The sequence below is a fragment of the Paenibacillus apiarius genome (genome assembly GCF_017052585.1).
Classification (GTDB): Bacteria; Bacillota; Bacilli; order Paenibacillales; family Paenibacillaceae; genus Paenibacillus_B; species Paenibacillus_B apiarius.
The window spans coordinates 4,539,936-4,562,751 of sequence record NZ_JAFFHZ010000001.1; the positions used below are offsets into that span (position 1 = coordinate 4,539,936).

Below are 22,816 nucleotides of genomic sequence, written 5' to 3' on the forward strand. Positions count from 1 at the left end.
AAGATGAGTGCTGTGAACGGAATGTACGAAGGAACCGGCTTGGAAATTGCCGTCATCGGGATGGCGGGACGATTTCCCGGAGCGAAGAACATCGCGGAATTTTGGGACAACCTGCAAAATGGCGTGGAATCGGTCACGTTTTTTACGGATGAAGAACTGAAAGAGGCGGGGATCGACCCCGAAGTCCTGCGTCATCCGCAGTATGTAAAAGCGAAGGCGATGCTGGAGGATGTGGAATCATTCGATGCGCCGTTTTTTGACTATACGCCGCGGGAGGCGGAGCTTGTCGATCCGCAGTTTCGCCTGTTCCACGAATGTTCGTGGGAGGCGTTGGAGAATGCGGGGTACACTCCCGAATCCGAAGGTAAATTAATCGGGGTGTATGCGGGGGCTTCCCCCAATACGTATTGGGTCGCAAGCCAGATTATGGGTGCTTCCCATGCCAGCGATCATTTTCAAATATTGCAATTGAACAATCCGTCGTTTACGACGCGGATTTCGTACAAATTGAATTTGAAAGGCCCGAGCGTAAGCGTGCAAACGGCCTGCTCCACCTCGCTCGTATCCATTCATCTCGCTTGTCAGGGGCTGCTTGGCGGCGAATGCGATCTCGCTCTGGCCGGCGGCGTCTCGATTAATTTGCCGCGCAAAACCGGCTATCTGTATCAGGAAGGCATGATCCAATCGCCCGACGGCCATTGCCGGCCTTTTGACGAAGGGGCGAATGGAACCTTGTTCGGCGACGGCATCGGGATTGTCGTGCTCAAGCGGCTGGCGGACGCCATAGCGGATGGCGACACGATACATGCCGTCATCAAAGGCTCGGCGATCAATAATGACGGCAGCCGGAAAGTCGGATACACGGCACCAAGCACGAATGGCCAAGTCGAGGTCATTCGGGCGGCCCACCAAATGGCTGAGGTGCAACCGGAGAGCATCGGCTATATCGAGGCGCACGGCACGGGGACGGCGCTCGGCGATCCGATCGAAGTGGAGGCGCTGCAGCTTGCCTTCGCCACGGAGAAAGCGGGCTTTTGCAAGATCGGATCGCTCAAATCCAACATCGGCCATCTGGATGCCGCTGCCGGGGTTGCGGGGTTCATCAAAGCCGTGCTGGCCCTCGAGCATAAGCAGATCCCGCCAAGCCTTCACTTTCACAACCCGAACCCGAAAATCGATTTTGCAAGTTCGCCTTTTGCCGTTAACACGGAGCTGACCCGCTGGGAAAGAACGAGCGGTCCGCTGCGAGCCGGAGTCAGCTCTTTCGGCATCGGGGGCACGAACGCCCACGTCGTATTGGAGGAGGCGCCGCCTATGGCGGCGGGATCGGCCGGGCGAGACATGAAGCTGCTTGTGTTGTCTGCCGAGACGGAGGAAGGATTGGAGCGCGCGACCCGCAATCTCGGCGATTTTCTGCGGACCCGCCCCGAGGTCGATCTGGCCGACGCGGCATATACGCTGCAGACGGGTCGCAAGCGATTCCGGTTCCGCAGAGCGCTCGTCTGCTCCGATGTCCAAGCAGCGATTGCGCGATTGGAAGCGCCTGCTGACGGCAAGGCGCATACGGGAGTGTCGGAGCACGATCAGGCCCGGGTCATCTTCCTGTTCCCTGGCCAAGGATCGCAATATGTGAACATGGGACTGGATTTGTACCGGAAGGAACCGTTGTTCCGCGCTGAAATGGACCGCTGCTGCGATATCATTGCCGCGGCGGGAGGCGCAGACCCAAGAGCGATGCTGTATCTGGCGAAAGGCAGCGCGGCAAGCCTGTCAGCGGCGGAGCGGCTCAACCAGACGGAAGCGGCGCAGCCGGCTTTGTTCGCTTTCGAATATGCGCTTGCCAAGCTGCTGATGTCGTGGGGAATCCAGCCGCGCGCGATGATTGGCCACAGCATCGGGGAATATACGGCCGCATGCCTGTCCGGCGTGCTCTCGCTTAAGGCTGCGCTGGAGTTGGTCACGCTGCGCGGCAAGCTGATGCAGGGCCTGCCGGCCGGAGAGATGCTGAGCGTCTCGATGTCCGAGGCAAGCCTTAGTGCGCTGCTTCCGGCGGAATTGGCGCTGGCGGCGGTCAACGGGCCGGAGCTGTGCGTCGTATCGGGTCCGCATGCCGCGATCTCCTCCTTCGAAGCGAAGCTGGCAGAGCGGCAAGTGGCGCACCGGAAGCTTCATACGTCGCATGCGTTTCATTCGGCGATGATGGAGCCGATATTGGCGCAATATGCAGACAAGGTCAAGCAGATTCCGCTGTCCGCTCCAGCCATCCCGTACGTGTCCAATGTAACGGGAACATGGATGACGGCGGAGGACGCCGCCGATCCGGCTTACTGGACCCGGCATTTGCGGGGAACGGTGCGGTTTGCCGCCGGAGCGGCCGAGCTGCTCAAGGAGAAGCAGGCGGTATTTATCGAGGTAGGACCCGGCAATGTGCTCAGCAGCTTCATGCGCAAGCAGGAGGAACAGGCCGCAGCGCGCGGGCATGAGGTGCTTCACCTCGTCCGTCATCCGCAGGAGCAGGCCGCGGATGATGCCTTTCTGCTGGAGAAGCTCTGCAAAATGTGGATTGCGGGCGTGCAGATCGATTGGGCGGGGTACTACGCGTCAGAATCCCGCCGCCGGATTGCTTTGCCGACATATCCATTCGAGCGCCGGCGATATTCCGTGGACGGAACGCGGCTGGCATTGGACGGCATGCGCCGGGAAGCAGCTCTGCGGGAAGTCTCCCGCGCGGAAGCGGGGCCTGGGAACGGGGCCGGCCAACGGGAGACGGGATCCGTCCGCATGGTGCCGGCATCCGCCATCGAGCAGACGATTGCGGACATTGTGCAGAGCCATTTTGGGTTTGCGCAACTTGGCATGAACGACAACTTTTTTGAAATCGGGGCGAGCTCGCTCGATATTTCCCAGCTTGCTGATAAGCTGGCAGGAGCGCTGCGCAAGGACATTCCGGTGGTCGCTCTGTATTCGTATCCTACCGTCCGTACGCTGGCGGTGTTCCTGCGGGAAGAAGGGCTGGGAACGGCGGCAGAGGAGGCGGAGGAACAGGACGGAGCGCGTCAGCGTGCCATTGAAGAAGGGCTGGCGCGCGCCGACCGGATGAGGGCGCAATCATCCCGGGAACGAGAGCAGGGAGAGCATCAGGAGCATGGTGAACAACGGGAGCATGAATCCTCCGGGGAGAACGGACTGGAGATCGCCGTTATTGGCATGGCCGCCAGATTGCCAGGCGCGGACACCCTTGACCAGTTCTGGCGCAATTTGCGGGACGGCGTCGAGTCGATTTCGTTCTTCACGGACGAGGAGCTGCTGCAGGAAGGTGTCGATCCGCAGCTCCTCTCCCATCCGTCTTATGTCAAAGCCAAAGGCGTTCTGAACGGGTTCGACCAATTCGATGCCGCATTTTTCGGCTATTCGCCGCGGGAAGCGCAGCTTATGGACCCGCAGCTGCGGCTGTTTCACGAATGCGCGTGGGAGGCGCTCGAATCCGCCGGGTATAATCCGGACGCCTATCCGGGTCTAATCGGCGTATATGCGGGCGCAACCCCGAATCTCGAATGGGTCTCCCGCTTTGCCGCCGCTTTGGGCGGGACGGAACGATTCAGCGCCATGCTGCTGAACGACCGTGAATTTTTCAGCACGCAGCTGTCCTATAAGCTCAATCTTCGCGGGCCGAGCATTTCCATGCAGACCGCCTGCTCCACCTCCTTGGTCAACATCGTGCTCGCTTCGCAGGGGTTATTGGCGGGCGCGTGCGATATCGCTTTGGCAGGCGGGGCCACCGTCAGCGTGCCTCATAGGAGCGGCTATCTGTATGAAGACGGCATGATTCAGTCACCGGACGGGCACTGCCGCGCCTTCGACGAGCAGGCGGCGGGAACCGTCTTCGGCGACGGCGTCGGCGTCGTTATCCTGAAGCGGCTGCGCGACGCCATCGCGGACGGAGACGTGATCCACGCCGTCATCAAAGGCTTCGGCCTGAACAATGACGGAACACGCAAGGTGGGCTTCACCGCTCCGAGCACGAAGGGACAGGCCGAAGTCATCCGTGCGGCCCATCTGATGGCGGGAGTGGAGCCGGAGAGCATCACTTATGTCGAAGCGCACGGAACCGGCACCAACATGGGGGACCCGATCGAGATCGAGGCGTTGAAAGAGGCATTTCGCACCGAGAAAACGGGCTTCTGCCGCATCGGGTCCGTCAAGACGAACGTCGGGCATCTCAACAGTGCGGCCGGTGCCGCCGGTTTCATCAAGACGGTGCTCGCGCTGAAAGCAAAGCAAATTCCGCCGAGCCTGCATTTTGAACGGGAAAATCCGAAGATCGGTTTCGCGAACAGCCCGTTCGTCGTCAACACCGAACTGACGCCTTGGGAGAGCGGCCGTTATCCGCTTCGCTCAGGGGTCAGCTCATTCGGGATCGGGGGCACGAATGCGCACGTCATTCTGGAGGAGGCCCCTGTCGCGCGAGCTTCAGGCGCAGGCCGGGACGACAAATTGCTGCTGCTGTCCGCCAGAACGGCTACGGCCCTGACAGAGGCGAAAGCGCGCCTGGCCGCTTTTTTGACGGAGCGCCCGGATGTGAATCTGGCAGATGTCGCGTATACGCTGCAAGCCGGCAGGAAGGCCTTCGAATGGAGAGCCGCGTTCGTGTGCAGGAATACGCGGGAAGCCGCCGCCATTCTGGCATCGTCCGAGCCGGATAAGATAGCCGTGGCCGAGACGGGGACGCAATCCCGTTCCGTCGTATTCATGTTCCCGGGGCAAGGCTCCCAGTACGTCAACATGGGCCGCGATCTATACCGCGATGAGCCTGTGTTCCGGGATGAGCTCGATCGCTGTCTCGAACTCGTGCAACCGCATATGACGGTTGACTTGAAGGCGGTGCTGTTTCCACACGAGATTGACCAAACCGCTCAGGAGGAGATCCTGTTGCGGACGGATATCGCACAGCCTGTGCTGTTTATGGTCGAATATGCGCTTGCCAAGCTGCTCATGCGCTGGGGCGTCCGCCCGGAAGCGATGATGGGGCACAGCATCGGCGAGTATGTTGCCGCCTGCCTGGCGGGCGTATTCACGCTGGAAGCGGCGCTGGAGCTCGTCGCGCTTCGCGGCAGGCTCATGCAAGGGCTGCCTGCCGGCTCGATGCTCAGCGTCGCGCTGCCCGAATCGGAGCTTCGCTCTCTGCTCCCGCAGCGGCTTGCGCTGGCGGCCGTCAACAGCTCGGCATTGTGCGTAGTCGCGGGCGAGTCCGCGGAGATTGACGCATTTGCCCGGCTGTTGGACGGCAAGGGCTTTGCGTGCCGGCGTCTGCATACGTCCCATGCGTTCCATTCACACATGATGGATCCGATATTGGCGGCTTACGCGGACAAAGTGCGGGCGATCCGGCTGGCCGAGCCAACGATGCCCTTCATTTCCAATGTGTCGGGCACATGGATTACGGCGGAAGAGGCAACGGATGCAGAATATTGGGTCAGACATTTGCGGTCGGCCGTGCGCTTTGCGGACGGGCTTGACGAGCTGTTGAGCAATCCGCGCGCCGTGTTCATCGAGGCGGGTCCTGGCAATGCGCTCTGCACGTTCGTGCGCAAGCATCTCGCCGCTTCGCGGGAACGGGTGGCCGTCAATATGCTGCGGCATCCGCAGGAAGCCGCTTCGGATTCAGCCCATCTCCTCCACAAAATCGGACGCCTCTGGCTGGCAGGCGTCGACATGGATTGGACGGGATTCAACGCGCACGAGCGGCGCAGACGCATTGAGCTGCCCACCTATCCGATGGAGCGGCAGCGATATTGGCTGGATGAGCAATCTCAGCCGCTGGCGGCGGGACGGCCATCCGCGCCGCGTTCCGGCGGCAAAAACCCGAACATGGCAGACTGGTTCTATTATCCTTCGTGGGAACGCGCATTGCTGCAGGAGCGCCCGGAAGAGCGGCAGCAGAACGGGCATCGCTGGCTAGTATTCGCGGATGGCTGCGGCGTGGCGGACGAACTGGCCGCGCGTGTGCGGCATGAGGGGGATCGGGTCGCAATCGTGAAGGCGGGCGCCGCATTCGCCACGCACGATGACGGAACGTTCACGCTGTCCCCTGGCTCGGCGGAGCACTATGCGCTGCTGCTGGATGAGCTGCGGAAGCGGGATCTCGCACCGGACCGCGTCGCCCATTTCTGGAATGTCTCCTCCGCGGAGAAGGAAGCCAATCCAGATGTGAATTTATTCGGAGCGGCAGCAGAAGCGGAAGCGGTTGAACAGCGCCAGCAAGAGCTCGGGTATTACAGCTTGATTTATCTGGCTCAAGCGCTGCGCAAGCAGAAGGACGCCGCCGACGTCCGCATCGCCGTCGTGTCGACGGACATGCAGGAGGTAACGGGGCTGGAGCGGCTGTCTCCGGGCAAAATGACGCTGCTCGGCCCGTGTATGGTCATCCAACAGGAGTACAGCGGAATTACGTGCGTGAGCATCGACATCGATGCGCCGGAAGGGGCAAGCCATCAGCGGCGGATCGCCGATTGCGTCATGGCGGAATTGTCGGTTCCGGCTTCGGATCGTCTCATCGCCTATCGCGGCCATTACCGCTGGGTGCAGAACTACAAACCGATCGCTCTGCGCCAGGCGGACACTCCGGCAGAGCCATTCCGGGAGCGGGGCGTTTATCTAATCACCGGCGGCCTCGGCGGAATCGGGATGCTGACGGCCGAGTATTTGGCGCGGCATTTCCAGGCGCGGCTCATTCTTACCGGGCGTTCCGGTTTTCCCGCCCGGGACGAATATGAGCGCTGGCTAGCCGAACATGGCGAGGAGCATCCGATCGCACGCAAAATCAGGCGCGTGCAGCAGTTGGAGGAGCTGGGCGCCGAGGTGACCTATATGCAGGCCGATCTGTCCGACGAAGAACAGATGGGCCGCGTCTTCGGATTCATTGATGCCGCGTACGGTAGTTTGCACGGGGTCGTGCAGGCGGCGGGACTTCCCGGCGGCGAATCCTTCCGCGCGGTAGAAAATATTGGCGGAGGCCAGGCCGACGAACAGTTCCGGGCCAAAGTCCAAGGCCTGCAGACGTTGGCAAGGCTGCTTGCCGACAGAGAGGCGGATGTGTGCATCCTGTTCTCGTCTATCGCCAGCGTGCTGGGAGGGCTTGGCTTCAGCGCCTATTCTGCCGCGAATCTGTATATGGACGCCTTTGCCCGCAGACAGAATCGGGCAGGCGGGGCGAAGTGGCTGTGCGTCAATTGGGATGCATGGGAGTTCTGGGAGCAGCACCAGTCGACGATCGGCGAGTCGCTCGTCGAACTGGCGATATTGCCTGCCGAAGCGCCGGATCTGTTCCGGTACGTCTACAACCCGTGCGGCAGCAACCAGATTATCGTGTCCACCGGAGATCTTCATACGCGGATTGATCAATGGATTCGGCATGCGGGCAAGAAAAAGGAAGAGCCGGCGGGAGACGGCGCCTCATTCGGCAGGCCGAACCTGACCAATCCTTATGTCGCGCCGCGCAACCAAGCCGAGAAGACGATCGCTGACGTGTGGAAACGATTTTTCCGGATCGATCAAGTAGGCATCCACGATAATTTCTTTGATTTGGGAGCGAGCTCGCTCGACATGATTCAAGTGACCGGCAAATTGAACGAAGCGTTGGACGAAAGTATCGCCGTCGTCGATATGTTCACCTATCCTACCATTCATGCGCTCGCTCAGCGCCTTACCCGGAACGGACAGGACGAGGCGGAGGAAGCGGAAATGGAGAACCTGCTGATCGACTCCGTGGCGAAAGGGAAAAAACGGCAGCAGCAGCAAAAAGAAAAAAGACGCAAAGGAGAGGTCTTGCAATGAGCGGATCGAACGGAAGGGAGTACACCGGGTCGGAAATCGCCGTCATCGGCATGTCGGGAAGGTTCCCAGGGGCTAAAAACTTGCGGGAATATTGGGACAACCTGCGCAATGGCAAGGAAAGCATTTCCTTTTTCAGCGACGAGGAACTGTTGGAGGCGGGCATAGATCCAGAAGTGGTGCGTCATCCGAACTATGTGAAAGCAAAAGGAATGCTCGATGACATCGAGTACTTTGATCCCGAGTTTTTCGACTATACTCCGCGCGAAGCGGAGGTCATGGATCCGCAATTCCGCCTTCTCCACGAATGCTCCTGGGAAGCGCTCGAACAAGCGGGGTACGATCCGAAGACGTATAGAGGAGCCATTGGGCTATATACCGGCGCAGCCTTCAATTCCCACTGGTTCATGCGGGCGTTCAAGGGGCTGGGGACGGCGGAGGAATCCGCCACGCTGGAGACGGCTATGCTGAACCTGCGCGATTATATGGCAACGCTCGTGTCGTATAAATTGAACTTGAAGGGACCGAGCTTTACGGTGCAGACGGCTTGCTCCACTTCGCTTGTGGCCGTTCATCTGGCCTGCCAAGGACTGCTTAGCGGAGAGTGCGGCATGGCGCTTGCCGGAGGCGTGTCGATACAACTTCCGCAGAAAAACGGCTATTTCTATCAAGAGGGCATGATTAATTCGCCTGACGGGCACTGCCGCGCCTTCGACGAACGGGCGGCCGGCACCGTCTTCGGAGACGGTGCGGGCATCGTCGTCCTGAAACCGCTGGAGGATGCGCTTGCGGATGGTGACCATATATTCGCCGTAATCAAAGGCTCGGCGATCAACAATGACGGCAACCGGAAAGTAGGCTATACCGCACCGAGCACGTCGGGGCAAGTGTCCGTCATCCGTGCCGCGCATCACGTGTCAGAGGTGGAGCCGGAAAGCATCAGCTACATCGAAGCGCACGGCACGGGCACGACGCTGGGCGATCCGATCGAGATTGAAGCGTTGAAAACCGCATTTCAAACGGAGAAGAAACGGTATTGCGGCATTGGATCGGCCAAATCCAACATCGGACATTTGAACAACGCCGCCGGAGTGGCTGGATTCATAAAGACCGTGCTCGCGCTTGCCCACAAACAATTGCCGCCGACGCTTCATTACGAGCGTCCGAATCCGAAGATCGATTTCGCGAACAGCCCGTTCTATGTCAACGACCGATTGAGAGACTGGACTAACGACAGTCACCCGCTGCGGGCCGGCGTCAGCTCATTCGGCATCGGCGGCACTAATGCGCACGTCGTTCTGGAGGAGGCGCCGCCAGCGCCCGCTTCCTCCCCGGGCAGAACCGCGCAGCTGATCGCTTTGTCCGCCAAGACGGAAGCTTCGCTCGACCGGCTGACCGAGCGGATGGCCCGGCATTTACAGGAGCGCCCGGACATATCCTTGGCCGATATGGCGTATACGCTGCAGGTGGGTCGCGCGTCGTTCCCGCATCGCCGCACGTTCGTCTGCGGCAGCGCGGAGGAAGCGGCCGCACGGCTGGCTCAGCTCGGCTCCGCCGATGTCCAGAGCGGAATTGCCGCTGCGGATGACAAGCCGGTCGTATTCATGTTCTCCGGCCAAGGATCGCAATACGTCGGGATGGGAAGGGAGCTGTATGAACGGGAACCATTGTTTCGCGACGAGGCGAACCGCTGCTTCGAACAGATGCCGGACGAAGTCGGCCGGGAGGTGAAGCGGGTTCTGTATCCGTCTGCCGAAGATCCGGAAGCGGCCGGGGCTCTCATTAATCGGACAGACATTGCGCAGCCGGTCATATTTACGGTCGAGTACGCGCTTGCCAAGCTGATGATGAAGTGGGGGCTGGACCCGCAGGCAATGATCGGGCACAGCATCGGCGAATATGTCGCCGCATGCATAGCCGGCGTCTTTTCGCTTGAAGATGCCATTCGGCTCGTCACGCTTCGCGGCCAGTTGATGCAGAGCCTTCCGGGCGGTGTCATGCTAAGCGTCCCTCTGACCGAGGAGGAGCTGCTGCCGCTGCTGCCCAGCGGCCTGTCGCTGGCTGCGGTGAACGCGCCTTCCATGTGCGTCGTATCGGGTCCGCACGAAGAGGTTGAGGCGCTGGCTGCCTCGCTGGAGGAGAGAGGGCACGGCTGCCGGCGTCTTCATACGTCCCACGCGTTCCATTCTGCAATGATGGAACCGATACTGGAGGAATATGAGCGGGAGGTGGGCAAGCTTGTGCTGAATCCGCCGTGCAAACCGTTCATTTCGAACGTGACGGGGACGTGGATTCGGGATGAGGAAGCGGTAAGTCCGGCTTACTGGGCGCGGCATCTGCGCAGTACGGTGCGGTTTGCCGACGGACTCACGACATTGTTCACCGAGCTCGACGCTGCGTTTGCCGAGATTGGCGGCGGCAATGCGCTGACCGCATTTGCAAGGTGGCATGCGGACGCAACGGAGGAGCGCGTCTTTGCGAACCTGATGCGGCATCCGCAGCAGAACTCGTCGGATGTGGCGCATCTGCTCCTTCAAATCGGACGGTTGTGGAATGCCGGCGTGAAAATCGATTGGACCCGCTTCTACGGGGAGGAGAAAAGGAATCGCATTCCTTTGCCCACGTATCCGTTTGACCGCAGACGTTTCTGGATCGACGAGGAGGGAATCCGCATCGTCCACTCTGGCTCGGCGACGGAGAGCGCAGGGCAATCCGGCGGCATGGAGCTGCATGCGCGGCCGGAGCTGCCGAGCGGGTTGGCCGCGTCCCGGAATCCGCTGGAAGAGACGTTGTTACATATTTGGCGGAATCTGTTCGGCATTGAGGAAATCGGGGTTCACGATGATTTCTTTGAATTGGGCGGCCATTCCTTGAAGGCGACCAGCCTTATCACCAAGATACATAAGGAGCTCGATGCGGAGCTGGCATTGTCGGATATTTTCAACATGCCGACGATTAGCGAGCTTGCCCGGCATATCCGACAAATGGAGAAAAATGAATATTTGGCTATCGCGCCGGCGGAACCCAAACCGTATTATCAGCTTTCATCGGCCCAGAAACGAACGTTCCTCATCCATCAGCAAATCGGCGAAGTGACTACCTACAACATGCCGATGGCCTTGTTGGTGCACGGGAAAGCCGACGCGGAACGGTTTGAGGAAGCATTTGTCAAATTGATTCAACGTCATGAAAATATGCGCACCTCGTTCCATATGGTGGACGGTGAGCCGATGCAGCGCATCCACGAAAGCTTTGCGTTTGCCATCGAACGCCTCGAAGCAGACGAGCAGGACATGAAGAAAATCGTAAGACGGTTCATCAAACCGTTCGATTTGGGCCAGGCTCCGCTTATTCGCGCCGCCTTCGTCAAGCTTGCGCCGGAGAAGCATGTGCTGCTCATGGATATGCATAATATCGTATCGGACGGGGCGTCGATGAATGTGTTCATCAAAGAGTTCAGCGATCTGTATGCCGGGAAGGATATCCCGCCATTGCGGATTCAGTACAAGGATTATGCGGAATGGCAGCACCGTCTGCTGGGCGGGGATGTCATTCGGAAGCAAGAGCAATATTGGATGAACCAGTTCCGGCAAGACATCCCGGTGCTGAATATGCCGACCGACTTCGAGCGGCCCGAATTCCAATCTTTCGTCGGAAGAGCGCATAAGCTCAACCTGTCCAAGGAAACTGCGGATCGGCTGAACGCTTTGGCCAAATCACAAAATGTCACGATCAACGTGCTGCTGTTTCACCTGTACACCATTGTGCTGCATAACTATACCGGCCAACACGATATGACGGTCGGATCGCTTGTCGCAGGCAGGCGCCATGCCGATGTGGAGCCATTGATCGGCATGTTCACCAACTTCCTGCCGATTCGGGTCTGCTTGGAGGAGCGCCGCACCATTCTCGATCAGCTGCGAACTTTGAACGATACGATGATGAACGCCTATGAAAATCAGGATTTCCCGTTTGACCGGATGGTCGAGAAGCTATCGGCGAAATTGCCGCGCGGCCGCAATCCGCTGTTTGATACGATGATGATTTTCCACAACGAGTTTGACGGAGATACAGTACTGACCGCCGAGGGGCTCACCTTTGAGAACTATGACATTACAAAGGGGATTTCCAAGCTCGACTTTAAGCTTGATATCGGCTACGCGGATAACGGCGGGCTGCTCTGCGTCATGCAGTATAACACCGCTTTGTTCGCCGAAGAGACGATGGCGGGACTGATGAGGCACTTTACCGAGCTCATTGACTTTGTGCTGGCCGACCCGGATCGCGAGCTGGGGTCAATCGAGTTGTTCACCGAAGCGCAGCGGCGCGAACTGGCCGCGAAGAGACGCAATCCCGCAACGGAACGTGTCTTTGCCGTGACAGCCGCCTCCACCTTTACGGCGGATCCGATTCGCCCATACGTCAGCTGGTGGGGCCAGCAATTCGGAACGCGCATCGATGTCCGTTTTGCGCCGTATCACCAAGTGTTTCAAGAGCTTCTGAACCCGGATAGCTCTCTCTCGTCCGATGGCGATGCCGGACTGCTGCTCGTCCGCTTTGAAGACTGGCTGCGGGATGACCGCTCGCCGGAGGCTGAGAGAATCAAGAAGCTGGAACGCGCGCTCGGCGATCTGGTGCAGGCGCTGTCTGCGGGGCGGAGCGCGCGGCCGCTGTTTGCCGGGGTGTTTCCCGTGTCGGCTTCACTGGCTGCCTCTCCGGTCATGGCAAGTTATTTGGAGGAGCTGACGAATCGGTGGAAGCGAGAGCTGGAACGGCTGGAGCATGTCCATGTCATCGATTTCAGAGAGGTTGGCGCGATGTTTGGCGTCGAGCAAATATACGATGCAGCCGCCGATCAAGCTGCGCACATGCCGTTCACGCCAGAATACTACGCGGCAATCGGGACATTTACGGCGCGTCGCCTGTTGGCTTGGCAAGGACATCCGTTCAAGGTCATTGCAGTGGATTGCGACAATACGCTGTGGCATGGAGTGTGCGGCGAAGATGGAGCGGAAGGGGTGACCGTCGGGGAGCCTTACCGCGAGCTGCAACGGTATTTGCTGACCAAGCAGCAGGAAGGCATGCTGTTGGTGCTCGTCAGCAAGAACAATGACACGGATGTATGGAATGTATTCGACAACCATCCTGACATGCTGTTGAAAAAAGAACATCTCGCCGGCTGGCGCATCAATTGGAGCTCTAAGTCCGAAAATTTGCAGTCATTGGCGGAGGAACTCCGGTTGGGATTGGATAGCTTTGTCTTCATTGATGACAGCTCGTTGGAATGCTCCGAGGTTCAGTCGAATTGTCCGGACGTGCTCACGCTGCAGCAGCCCGGCGAACGGCAACTGCCGGCATTCCTGCAGCATGTGTGGGCGTTGGACCGCATCCGGGTGACGGAAGACGACAAGCGAAGAACCGAAATGTATGCAACGGAGCGCAAACGCGGCGAAATTCGCGCGTCGGCTTCATCGCTGCAGGCGTTCCTCGACGAATTGGAGCTGATGATGAGCCTCAACGAGGCGAGGGCCGGGCAACTTCCGCGCATCGCCCAGCTTATGCAGCGGACCAATCAATTTACGCTCCATGCGGACCGCAGCACGGAGAGCGGCTTGGCAGCCATTCTTGCGGAGCCTGATACGGCGTGCTGGGCGATCGAAGCCGCAGATCGATTCGGACGCTACGGTCTGGTTGGAGCGGTCATTACTAGATGCGAGCGCGGCATCTTGCATCTGGACGCCTTCCTCCTGAGCTGCCGGATTCTCGGAAGAGGAATCGAAGCAGCCGTGCTCAGCTCCTTGAAGCCGTACTGCCGTGAACGGCAGGCCGACTATATCGAAGCTGTCTGCACGCTAACCGGGAAGAACGAACCGATGCTGGCCTTTTTGAAAGCAGGAAAGTGGATCGTCATGGAGGAGACGGAGCGAACCGTGCGCTTCCGGCATGCGGTAGAGGATATTCCAGACACTATCGGCCATATCCAATGTGTCTGCAATGCGCCTCTTCCCGGAAACGAAGAGCCGCAGCGCGCCGAGAACGAAAGGCATCATACAGCAAATATCGTTACTGCCGCAGAGCGAAGCTTCGAGCAGCCGGCCTGGGAGGCGGTTGTCAGGGGCCGGGAAAATCAGACGCACCGGCATCAGCTTCTCCCGCTGCAATATTATAACGCGTCCCGACTGCTCCAACTGCCCGTGCAGGAAATCGAGGAGGGGGCGGCGCTGAGATCCGCATACCGTGCGCCCACCAATGAGGTGGAAGCGGCACTGGTGCAAATTTGGGAACAGGTGCTCGGAATCGGCAGCATCGGAATCGACGATGACTTTTTCCGTTTGGGCGGCAGCTCCCTTCATGCGGTCCGGGTTGAGATTGAAATGGAGAAGCAAGGTCTCTTCACGGATGGGCAGCAATTATTCAAATATCGGACGATACATCAATTGAGTCCGTTCATACGCGTCTCCGTCATGGATTGATTCGGAGCGGCTCTTATCGTATTCAAGGCATCTGCCGATAAAGGGAATCCTTTACGGCAGATGTCTTGCTTTTGCTTGGGAAATATAGGATAATGATTGCGTTTGTTATCATCCAGAATCATACATATGAACATATTGATGGCTCTCACAAATGATAAAGGAGACGTAAGAAAAATATGAATAACGAAGTAATGAATTCGATATATTCCCAAGTATCCATTAAGGATGGAAAAAAAGTAATCGAGAACATTCTTTTGGATATTTACTTCAAACCCGGCATTTCTACCAAGGATATCGCAAGGAAGACGCTGTTGCCGCTGCCGATCGTGGCTGCCATTAAGAAGGAGTTCGTCAAGGCGGGGATTATCGAACAAAATCGGGGAGTCAATTGTACTACGAAAGGTTTGCGGCTGGTCGAGCATACGATGGGCTATGGACATTTGGATCGCTCCTTGTACCAGCGTTTGAAGTATGATCAATGGCAGCGGGACGAGCTGCATGAGATGCTGACGAAGCTGGAAGGCGTCTTTGAGGGACGGCCTCAGGTCGATGTCACCATCGACCAGTCCCGGTGCACCCTGGAAACCAGCTTGAAGCGGGCCGTTCTCGCGCTTCGGCACGAGGCTCTTATCGGGAGGGATATCGTCTGTCTGGGGGATGATGACCTCGTCAGCGTGTCGTTGGCGTTTCTGCTGAAGCAGCTGTTTCGGCAAGATGCCCATAAGTCGAACACCCGCATTCATGTGTTTGAGATTGATAAACGCATCATCAGCTACGTGAATTATCTTGCTGAAGTCGAAGATTTGCCGATCGTGTGCTACGAAATGGATTTTCGCGAACAGCTCCCGTCTGACTTTTTGCGCCGTTTTGATTGCGTGTTCACGGATCCCCCTTATACGCAGCAAGGCATGTCGTTATTCGTATCGCGGGGAATCCAATTGCTGAAGCGGGAGATCGGGCTGCCCATCTTCCTCTCGTTCGCCCACAAATCACCGGATTTTGCCTTGGAGATGCAGCGTGAATTTTCGAGGATGGGCTTGCTTGTGACGAGTGTCTTGCCGCGCTTCAATGAATATATCGGAGCGGAAATTATAGGTAACACGAGCCAGATGATTGTGTTACAATCTACGGAAGAGACGAAGGAGAGCATTGCGCGTGATTATCGGGACGCACTCTATACAGGAGAAGTAAGACGCACGATCCGCGCCTACGAATGCAAACGGTGCAACCTCGTGACCGAGGTCGGATTTCAAATGACATGGCAAACGATCGAGCAGCTGAAGAAAGAGGGCTGCCCGAGCTGCCGCCATGACACCTTCGAGCTTATTCAAAAAAAGAACGCATAAGAACGCAGAATGGAGTCACAGCAAGATGCCGATCAGAGAAATGGAGCCGAATGACGTTGCGACTATCGCAAAATTTGAAACAGATATTTCTGTCATTTCATTCGGAGAGGATGCGATTACCGATCCTCAATTTCATGCCAAAAAGCTTGAAAAAGCGCTTCGTTACGAGAAAAAAGGGATGCTTGTCATGGAAGTCGACGGGAATATCGCAGGGTGGATGTGGATTACGCCACGGGAAAACTCAGTGACGAAAGAAACGTATGCGAATTTCAAAAGCTTCTATATCGAAGCATCCTACCGCGGCACCGACCATGTCGATGAACTGTTTGAAGCTGGAATGGCGTACTGCAAGGGGGAAGGAGCTGTGCATATTATCGGCAAGGTGCATGTAAGCAATTTGCCGATGCGGCTGCTCTATAAGAAGTACGGCTTTAAGCCGACACACTTGACGATGGAATTATTCTCCGGTGAAGCCGATGATTAAATGCGTAGTATGGGACTTGGACGATACGTTGTGGGAAGGGACGCTGAGAGAGGACGAAGCGGGCATCAAGCTGCTGCCGGAGATCGCCGCTGTCATCGATACATTGGATCGGCGCGGAATTCTGCATAGCATTGCCAGCCGCAACAGCTGGGAGCAAGTGAAAAGCAAGCTGGATCAGCTGGGAATCGCCCATTTTTTCCTGTACCCGCAGTGTCACTTCGATTCAAAAGCAGCGAGCATGGAGCGAATTGCCCAGGAACTGAACATCGGATTGGATACGCTGGCGTTTGTCGACAATGATCCATTCGAGCGATTTGAAGTGAACTATTATGTGCCTCAGGTGCGCACCTATGCCGCGCACCAATACCGGGAGCTTCCCGAGTATCCTGAATTTAAGGTTGGCCATGCAACCGATGAGACGGCGAGCCGGCGGCAATATATGCAGGCGCGCCAACTGCGGGAGGAAGCCAGAAAAGAGCACAAGGGCAGCCGTGAGCAATTTTTGAAGGAATGCCGGATGAAGCTGCAGATCCGAATGGCACGGCAAGAAGATTACCCGCGGGTGGTCGAATTGTCCCACCGCACCAATCAGATGAATAGTCTGTTGGAACGGATTGATTTCCCTTTCGTTGAATCGTTTTGCAGCCGGGACAGCCACTATTTATATGTGGCCAAGCTAGAGGACCGGTTTGGCGAGCACGGGCTGATCGGAACCTGCTTTGTGACCGCTGCTCACGACAGAATCGATATCAAGCTGTTTTGCATTTCCTGCCGGATTGAAGGCCGGGGCATCGCTGCTGCATTTTTGTATACGGTCCTGGAACGATTGGGGCGGCAGATGCCGAAGGCAACGACAGTGCGTTGCCAGTTAGTGCGCAAGCAACGGAATTTGCCGGCAAGGCTGTTGCTGGAGATGCTGGGCTTCAAGAAAACCACTACGGAAGACGAGCAATCCGCTTATATGCTTGACCTGCCGCTCCCGCGCAAGGCATTCGATTGGCTCGAGATAGGAGAATAAGCGATGAACCGTGATGCGATTGAACAAGAGATTGCGGACTTAATCAAAGGAATGCTTAATTTGCCGTTCGTCGATGGGGATACCGTCTTAGTCGGCCATACAGGCGTTCTGGATTCGATGACGGTAGTGAGACTGCTTGCGGAGATAGAGAAGCGGTTTGACTTTACATTGGACGAGGATGATTTGACGTTGGATTCCATAAGCAGCGTCAAGCGTCTGACGGAATGGGTGATTCAGAGCAAACAGGCGAATCATTAGAGGGTCGCAATGCTTTATTGGGAATATAATGATTCTCAGACACCGCGCCCCGGCAGGAATTTGTTCCTGCCGGGGCGCGGTGTTTTTTTGATCTTTACGGTCTTTTTGAACAGATGCTTAACAATTAGTGAACGCGAAAAAACAGCTATTATTGTAAAAGTCTGCATGTTATAATCGTGTTGAAATATATGACATCATGTGAAAATTTATGCATAAATGTGTTGGTTTTTGAGAGAAAGAGAGGTGAGCTTAAGGGTTAGAGGTTGTTCCAATCGTAAAACGATGCAGCCGCGACTGAAACAGATTCATGACGCACAAGAAAATTCTAAATCAATGGAGGAATTTCAATGAAGCCGAATGAACATGGGACAGCGAGTGTGACAGATAAGATGGCGCAAGACGCCGTAACCGTAGTTGGGTACTCGCATCAATTCAGCATACAGCCTGGTCAAGAACTGAACTTTATGATCGACACGGCGAGTTCCGTTTATACAGCTAGTGTCGTTCGCTTATGCGGCGGGATGCCCGATCCGGACAACTCGCCCGATTTGCCGACAGAACCGGTGCCGGCAGATTGTGCCGGCGAATACCCGGGACGACGCCAGATAACTGCTGCCGGCTCCTATGCCGAACTGCCTCTGCCGGCGGATTGGCTGCAGGACGGCGAGTTCTCGGCGCAGCTGTGGATGTACCCGACAATCCCGGTATACTGCCAGGCGCAAACGGTCTGGTCGGCACGCTCTGCCGACGGCGCATCTGGGGCCGATCTGACGCTGGAAAAGGACGGACATGTAACGTTTTCCTTGACCGGCGGCTGCGGGAAATCTGTTACAGTGCGCGCCGGAGCGCCGCTGAATGGACATGAGTGGTACTTCGTCGCCGTTCAATATTCCGCGCGCAACGAGGCAGCGACGCTCTTTGTCAGCCAACGTGACGGGTGGAAGCCTGATGACGGCACGCAGGTATGCACTGTGGCTGCTAAGCTGGACTATACGAACGTTGTCATCTCCCGCGTCCTGCTGGCTGCGGATTCGGACTCCAATGCGCCAGGGCGCGCAACTCGCCATTACAACGGAAAAATCGGCAACCCGCGGTTTTTCCGGGAGTATTTTACCGAGGGGCAGCTGCATGGCTTGTCGCTTGGCACGGACAAGGGAACGGATGGCGTGCTCCTCGTCGCCGATTATGATTTCGGCGTCGATATTTCATCGACGCGCCTTGCGGATCGGTCGGCAGGCGCGCACCACGGCACTTTGCGTCAAGGCGGCACCCGTGCCGTTACCAGCCATAATTGGACCGGAGAACAGGTGGACTATCGGCTCGCTCCGGAACAATACGCGGCCGTTCATTTTCATGACAACGACATAGAGGATGCCGGTTGGGAGACCGATATTACGTGGCGGATCCCAGAGGATTTACCCAGCGGCATATACGCGCTCAAATTAGAGGCTGAAGGGAGTATCGACTACATCCCGTTCTTTGTAAGGCCGGCTCAGGGAACCGCAACAGCACCGGTCCTGTTTCTGGCGCCGACCAATACCTACCTGGCTTACGGCAACGAGCGGCTGTTCAAACTGGCCAAGGAATATTTGGGCGACGACTATGTCCTCCCGCCACAGGACGTTTATTTAGACGAGCACCCCGAGCTGGGCAATTCCATTTACGACCTGCACAACGACGGCAGCGGCGTTCAATATTCTTCCCGGCTGCGTCCGATCATGAATATCCGGCCTCACTACCGCAACTGGCGGGCGGTGCGGCACTTCTCCGCCGATCTGTACATTACCGGCTGGATGGAGCGGCGGGGGCAAAGCCATGATATCGCAACGGACGAAGATTTGCACAATGAGGGCGTTGAATTGCTGCGGCCTTACAAGGTGCTGATTACCGGCAGCCATCCCGAATATTGGACGCGCCCGATGATGAAGGCGCTGGAGCAGTATTTGGCGGATGGCGGCCGCTTGATGTATCTGGGAGGTAACGGCTTTTACTGGGTGACAAGCCTGGATCCGGATCGGCCGCATCTGTTGGAGGTGCGGCGCGGCAACTCCGGTTCCCGCTCCTCGGACACCCCGCCAGGCGAGCTGTTTCACAGCACCACGGGCGAGCCGGGAGGCATTTGGCGCCACTTTGGTTATGTGCCTCAGCGCCTTGTCGGCGTGGGCGTCACCGCCTTGGGCGGCGGGTCGGCATGCGGCTACCGCCGTCTGAAAGACAGCTTCCATCCGTCGGCCCAGTTTATTTTTGACGGGATCGGCGATGACGAGATCATTGGCGATTTTGGATATGCCGCCGGCGGTGCGGCTGGCGATGAGATCGATCGCTACGATCTCAATTTCGGGACGCCTCCACATACGCTGTGGCTTGCAACGTCGACTGGGCATGATAATAATTACCAGTTCGTGCATGAAGATCAACTGCATACCGCGCCTGGTCAGGGCGGCTGTGACAATCCGCTCGTGCGGGCGGACATGACCTATTTCGATATCCATGGCGGGGGAGCGGTGTTCTCCGTCGGATCGATCAACTGGGCCGGGAGCCTTGCTTGGAACGACTATGACAATAATGTCGCCCGCATTAGCGACAACGTCCTGAAGCGGCTGCTTACGGAGCACGACATGCCCGTTACCCCATCGGCCGAGGGCGTATGAATGGAAGCCGGCATTTGCCCGGGCCTTTGCTGTCCCGATCATCGGAATATACGCGCTTAGGAGGAAATGAATCATGAAAAGTAAGCTTGCCGCTGTCGTATTGGGAATCGTGCTTGCATGCTCTACTTCGATCTTTCAAACCAACCAGTCGGCCGAGGCCGCTCCCGCCGCTTCTTCTATAAAGGCGAAAAACGTTATCTTTATGGTTCCGGATGGTTTTTCACCCGCATATGCTGCCAACTACCGCTTGTACAAAGGCGAACCATCCGTGATGGACCCCATGCTTGTAGGCATGGTAAGGACATACTCGGCCGATTCCGCGTTAACCGATTCCGCCGCTGCGGCGACTGCGATGGCGACGGGGCACAAGACGAACAACGGAATGATTGGGACGACTCCGGACGGGATACAACGCAAGACGATTCTCGAAGCGGCGCGTGAACAAGGCAAGACAACGGGTCTGGTAGCTACGTCGAGCATTACCGATGCGACTCCGGCCGCTTTTTCTGCGCATATTTTTTCCCGCGACGAAGAAAGCGGAATTGCGCCGCAGCAACTGGAAAATGCAGATGTCCTTCTAGGGGGAGGCAAGAACTTCTTTCTTCCTGAATCGATGGGGGGCAAGCAAAAGAACCGCAATCTTCTGGAAGAAGCAAAGCGAAGCGGTTACACCATCGTGGAGGACCGCAATCAACTGCAATCCGCAAGCGGAAGCAAGATTCTCGGCTTGTTCGCGGACGGAGACATGGCGCCCGAGCTCGACCGGGAGCATACGAATGAACCAAGCTTGAAGGAAATGACCGGCAAAGCGATCGATATTCTCCGCCAAAACAAGGACGGCTTTTTCCTGCTGGTGGAGGGGAGCCAGATCGATTCGGCCGGGCACTACAATGATGCCGCTTGGGCTATGAAGGACACGCAAGCGTTTGAAGACGCGGTCGCATTGGCATTCGACTTCGCCACAAAAGACGGCAACACGCTAATCGTCGTCGTCGGCGACCACGATACGGGCGGAATATCGGTTGGCGGGTACGATCAAACCTACGCCAAGCTTGAGGTGCTGCATCGTGTAAAGGCATCCGGACTCTATATGGCAGACAAGCTGAAGGCTGATAGAAGCAATGTCAAAGAAGTGCTCAAGACGTATGCGAGCATCGATGTGACTGCTGCGGAAGAAGCCAAAATTAAGAGCGCCAAAGATGCGATGCAGGCCATTAATGGCGTCATTAGCGAGCGTGCCCTGGTCGGTTGGATTACCTATTTGCACACCGGCGTGGATGTTCAAATGTATGCTATCGGTCCGGGTTCGGAATTATTCCGGGGATTGCATAACAATACAGATTTACCGCATTTGGTTGCGCAAGTGATGAACATCGATTTCGGAAATGACAGTCAGAAAAAGTAAAGATGTAATGGAAAAACCGAGAGAGCTTTGCTGCTTTGGTATTATCCCCTTTAAGTAGACACTCAAAAAAAACCTTGTGCTATCATGAGGAACAAGAGTGAACTTGGAGGGGATTTTTCTATGGCTAGAAAGGGACAAGTGTTTCAACAGTATACCGAAGAATTCAAACTAGCAGCAGTCAAAGCGTATTTAGAAGGGAAGGCCAGCTATAAAACGGTAGCGGAAAAGTTAGAAATCAGAAACTGTACCCAATTAAAAGTATGGGTAAGGAAGTGGCAGCATGGAGAAGCGTTCGATATCCGTAAAGGGGTATCGAATCCTCTTAAGGGACGTCCGCGTACAGCCTTTGACACTGTAGAACAAGAACGGGATTATTTGAAAGCACAGGTCGATTACTTAAAAAAGCGGTATCCAAATCTGGTAAAGGAGGCACGCTCCGTTCGCAGGATAACTACCAAGTGATTGAAGAGCTGCGTGATCTCTATGATGTTACGCGTTTGTTAGCCATTGCGGGGGTACCTAGGGCTAGTTATTACAAGTGGCGAGCGACACGGTCATTAAGGGCCGAAAGACAAACAAGGGATCACGAGATCAAGGAGCACATGATGGCTATTCACTTTGCGCACCCCTATTTTGGATATCCTCGTATGATGACAGCTTTATGGGAGGCTGGTTATCGTGTTAACCATAAAAAAGTATGGCGGCTTATGAAGGAATTATCTATCCAGTCCGTCATTAGCAAGAAACGAAAGCGTTCTAGTTCTACGCCTTCCGTCGTGTATCCTAACCGATTGAAGCGTCAATTCCATGCTGTAGGTCCGCAGCAGAAGCTAGTCACCGATATTACGCATATCTCCGACGGCACACGCTTTTATTACCTGTCGGCGATACAAGATCTGTTCAACAATGAAATTGTGGCTTGGCAATTATCCGAGCGAAACGACGTAAAGCTGGTGCTGGATACGATTGAGCAGTGGACACGAAAAAGAGACGTTTCGGAAGCCGTGCTCCATTCGGATCAGGGCTTCCAGTACACGTCTCAGGCCTACAACTCACGATTGGAAGCATTCAGCGTCAAAGGCAGCCACTCTCGCAAAGCAACCTGCCTGGATAACGCCTGCATCGAATCCTTCTTTTCGCATCTCAAAACAGAGAAGTTGTATCTTCACCAGTGTACGTCAGAAGTTGAGATTCATCAAGCTGTAGAAGAGTATATCTACTTTTATAATTATCAGCGCTTTCAAGCCAAACTCAAACAGCGCGCGCCAATTGAGTATCGGCACGCGCTGGCTGCATAGCTTTTTTCATCTGTCTACTTGACAGGGGTATGACCACTTTCTCGGTTTTTATT

Annotated in this window: 9 protein-coding genes; all 9 read left to right on the plus strand. The window is 56.5% G+C overall.

Annotated elements, in window-relative coordinates:
* Positions 1 to 3: 3 nt before the first annotated feature.
* Positions 4 to 7,833 (plus strand): type I polyketide synthase, encoded by a 7,830-nt coding sequence (locus JSQ80_RS20290; protein WP_206096480.1) that lies wholly within the window; start codon positions 4 to 6, stop codon positions 7,831 to 7,833.
* Positions 7,830 to 14,303: a type I polyketide synthase gene (locus JSQ80_RS20295; protein WP_206096481.1), complete on the plus strand. Its 6,474-nt coding sequence runs from the start codon at positions 7,830 to 7,832 to the stop codon at positions 14,301 to 14,303. The genes JSQ80_RS20290 and JSQ80_RS20295 overlap by 4 nt, the downstream gene beginning before the upstream one ends.
* A 176-nt stretch (positions 14,304 to 14,479) precedes the next feature.
* Positions 14,480 to 15,649, plus strand: coding sequence for a bis-aminopropyl spermidine synthase family protein (locus tag JSQ80_RS20300; RefSeq protein WP_206096482.1), 1,170 nt, complete (start codon positions 14,480 to 14,482; stop codon positions 15,647 to 15,649).
* Between the two features lie 25 nt (positions 15,650 to 15,674).
* The gene (locus tag JSQ80_RS20305; RefSeq protein WP_206096483.1) at positions 15,675 to 16,133 is read left to right on the plus strand and encodes a GNAT family N-acetyltransferase; all 459 of its coding nucleotides are present in this window, start codon (positions 15,675 to 15,677) and stop codon (positions 16,131 to 16,133) included.
* Positions 16,126 to 17,151, plus strand: a complete 1,026-nt coding sequence (locus JSQ80_RS20310) for an HAD-IIIC family phosphatase (RefSeq protein WP_240463732.1) — start codon at positions 16,126 to 16,128, stop codon at positions 17,149 to 17,151. The genes JSQ80_RS20305 and JSQ80_RS20310 overlap by 8 nt, the downstream gene beginning before the upstream one ends.
* Positions 17,152 to 17,154: 3 nt before the next feature.
* Positions 17,155 to 17,409, plus strand: coding sequence for an acyl carrier protein (locus JSQ80_RS20315; RefSeq protein WP_087432763.1), 255 nt, complete (start codon positions 17,155 to 17,157; stop codon positions 17,407 to 17,409).
* Between the two features lie 347 nt (positions 17,410 to 17,756).
* Positions 17,757 to 20,060, plus strand: a complete 2,304-nt coding sequence (locus JSQ80_RS20320) for a N,N-dimethylformamidase beta subunit family domain-containing protein (protein WP_206096485.1) — start codon at positions 17,757 to 17,759, stop codon at positions 20,058 to 20,060.
* Positions 20,061 to 20,133: 73 nt separating this feature from the next.
* A complete protein-coding gene (locus tag JSQ80_RS20325) occupies positions 20,134 to 21,465 on the plus strand; it encodes an alkaline phosphatase (protein WP_206096486.1) in 1,332 nt (443 codons plus the stop codon).
* 120 nt (positions 21,466 to 21,585) lie between these two features.
* Positions 21,586 to 22,763, plus strand: a protein-coding gene (locus JSQ80_RS20330) for an IS3 family transposase (RefSeq protein ID WP_206096487.1) whose coding sequence is annotated in 2 segments (ribosomal slippage) — positions 21,586 to 21,874 and positions 21,874 to 22,763 — 1,179 coding nt in all. Because the reading frame shifts where the segments join, the coding sequence is not laid out codon by codon here.
* The last annotated feature ends 53 nt before the right edge of the window (positions 22,764 to 22,816 follow it).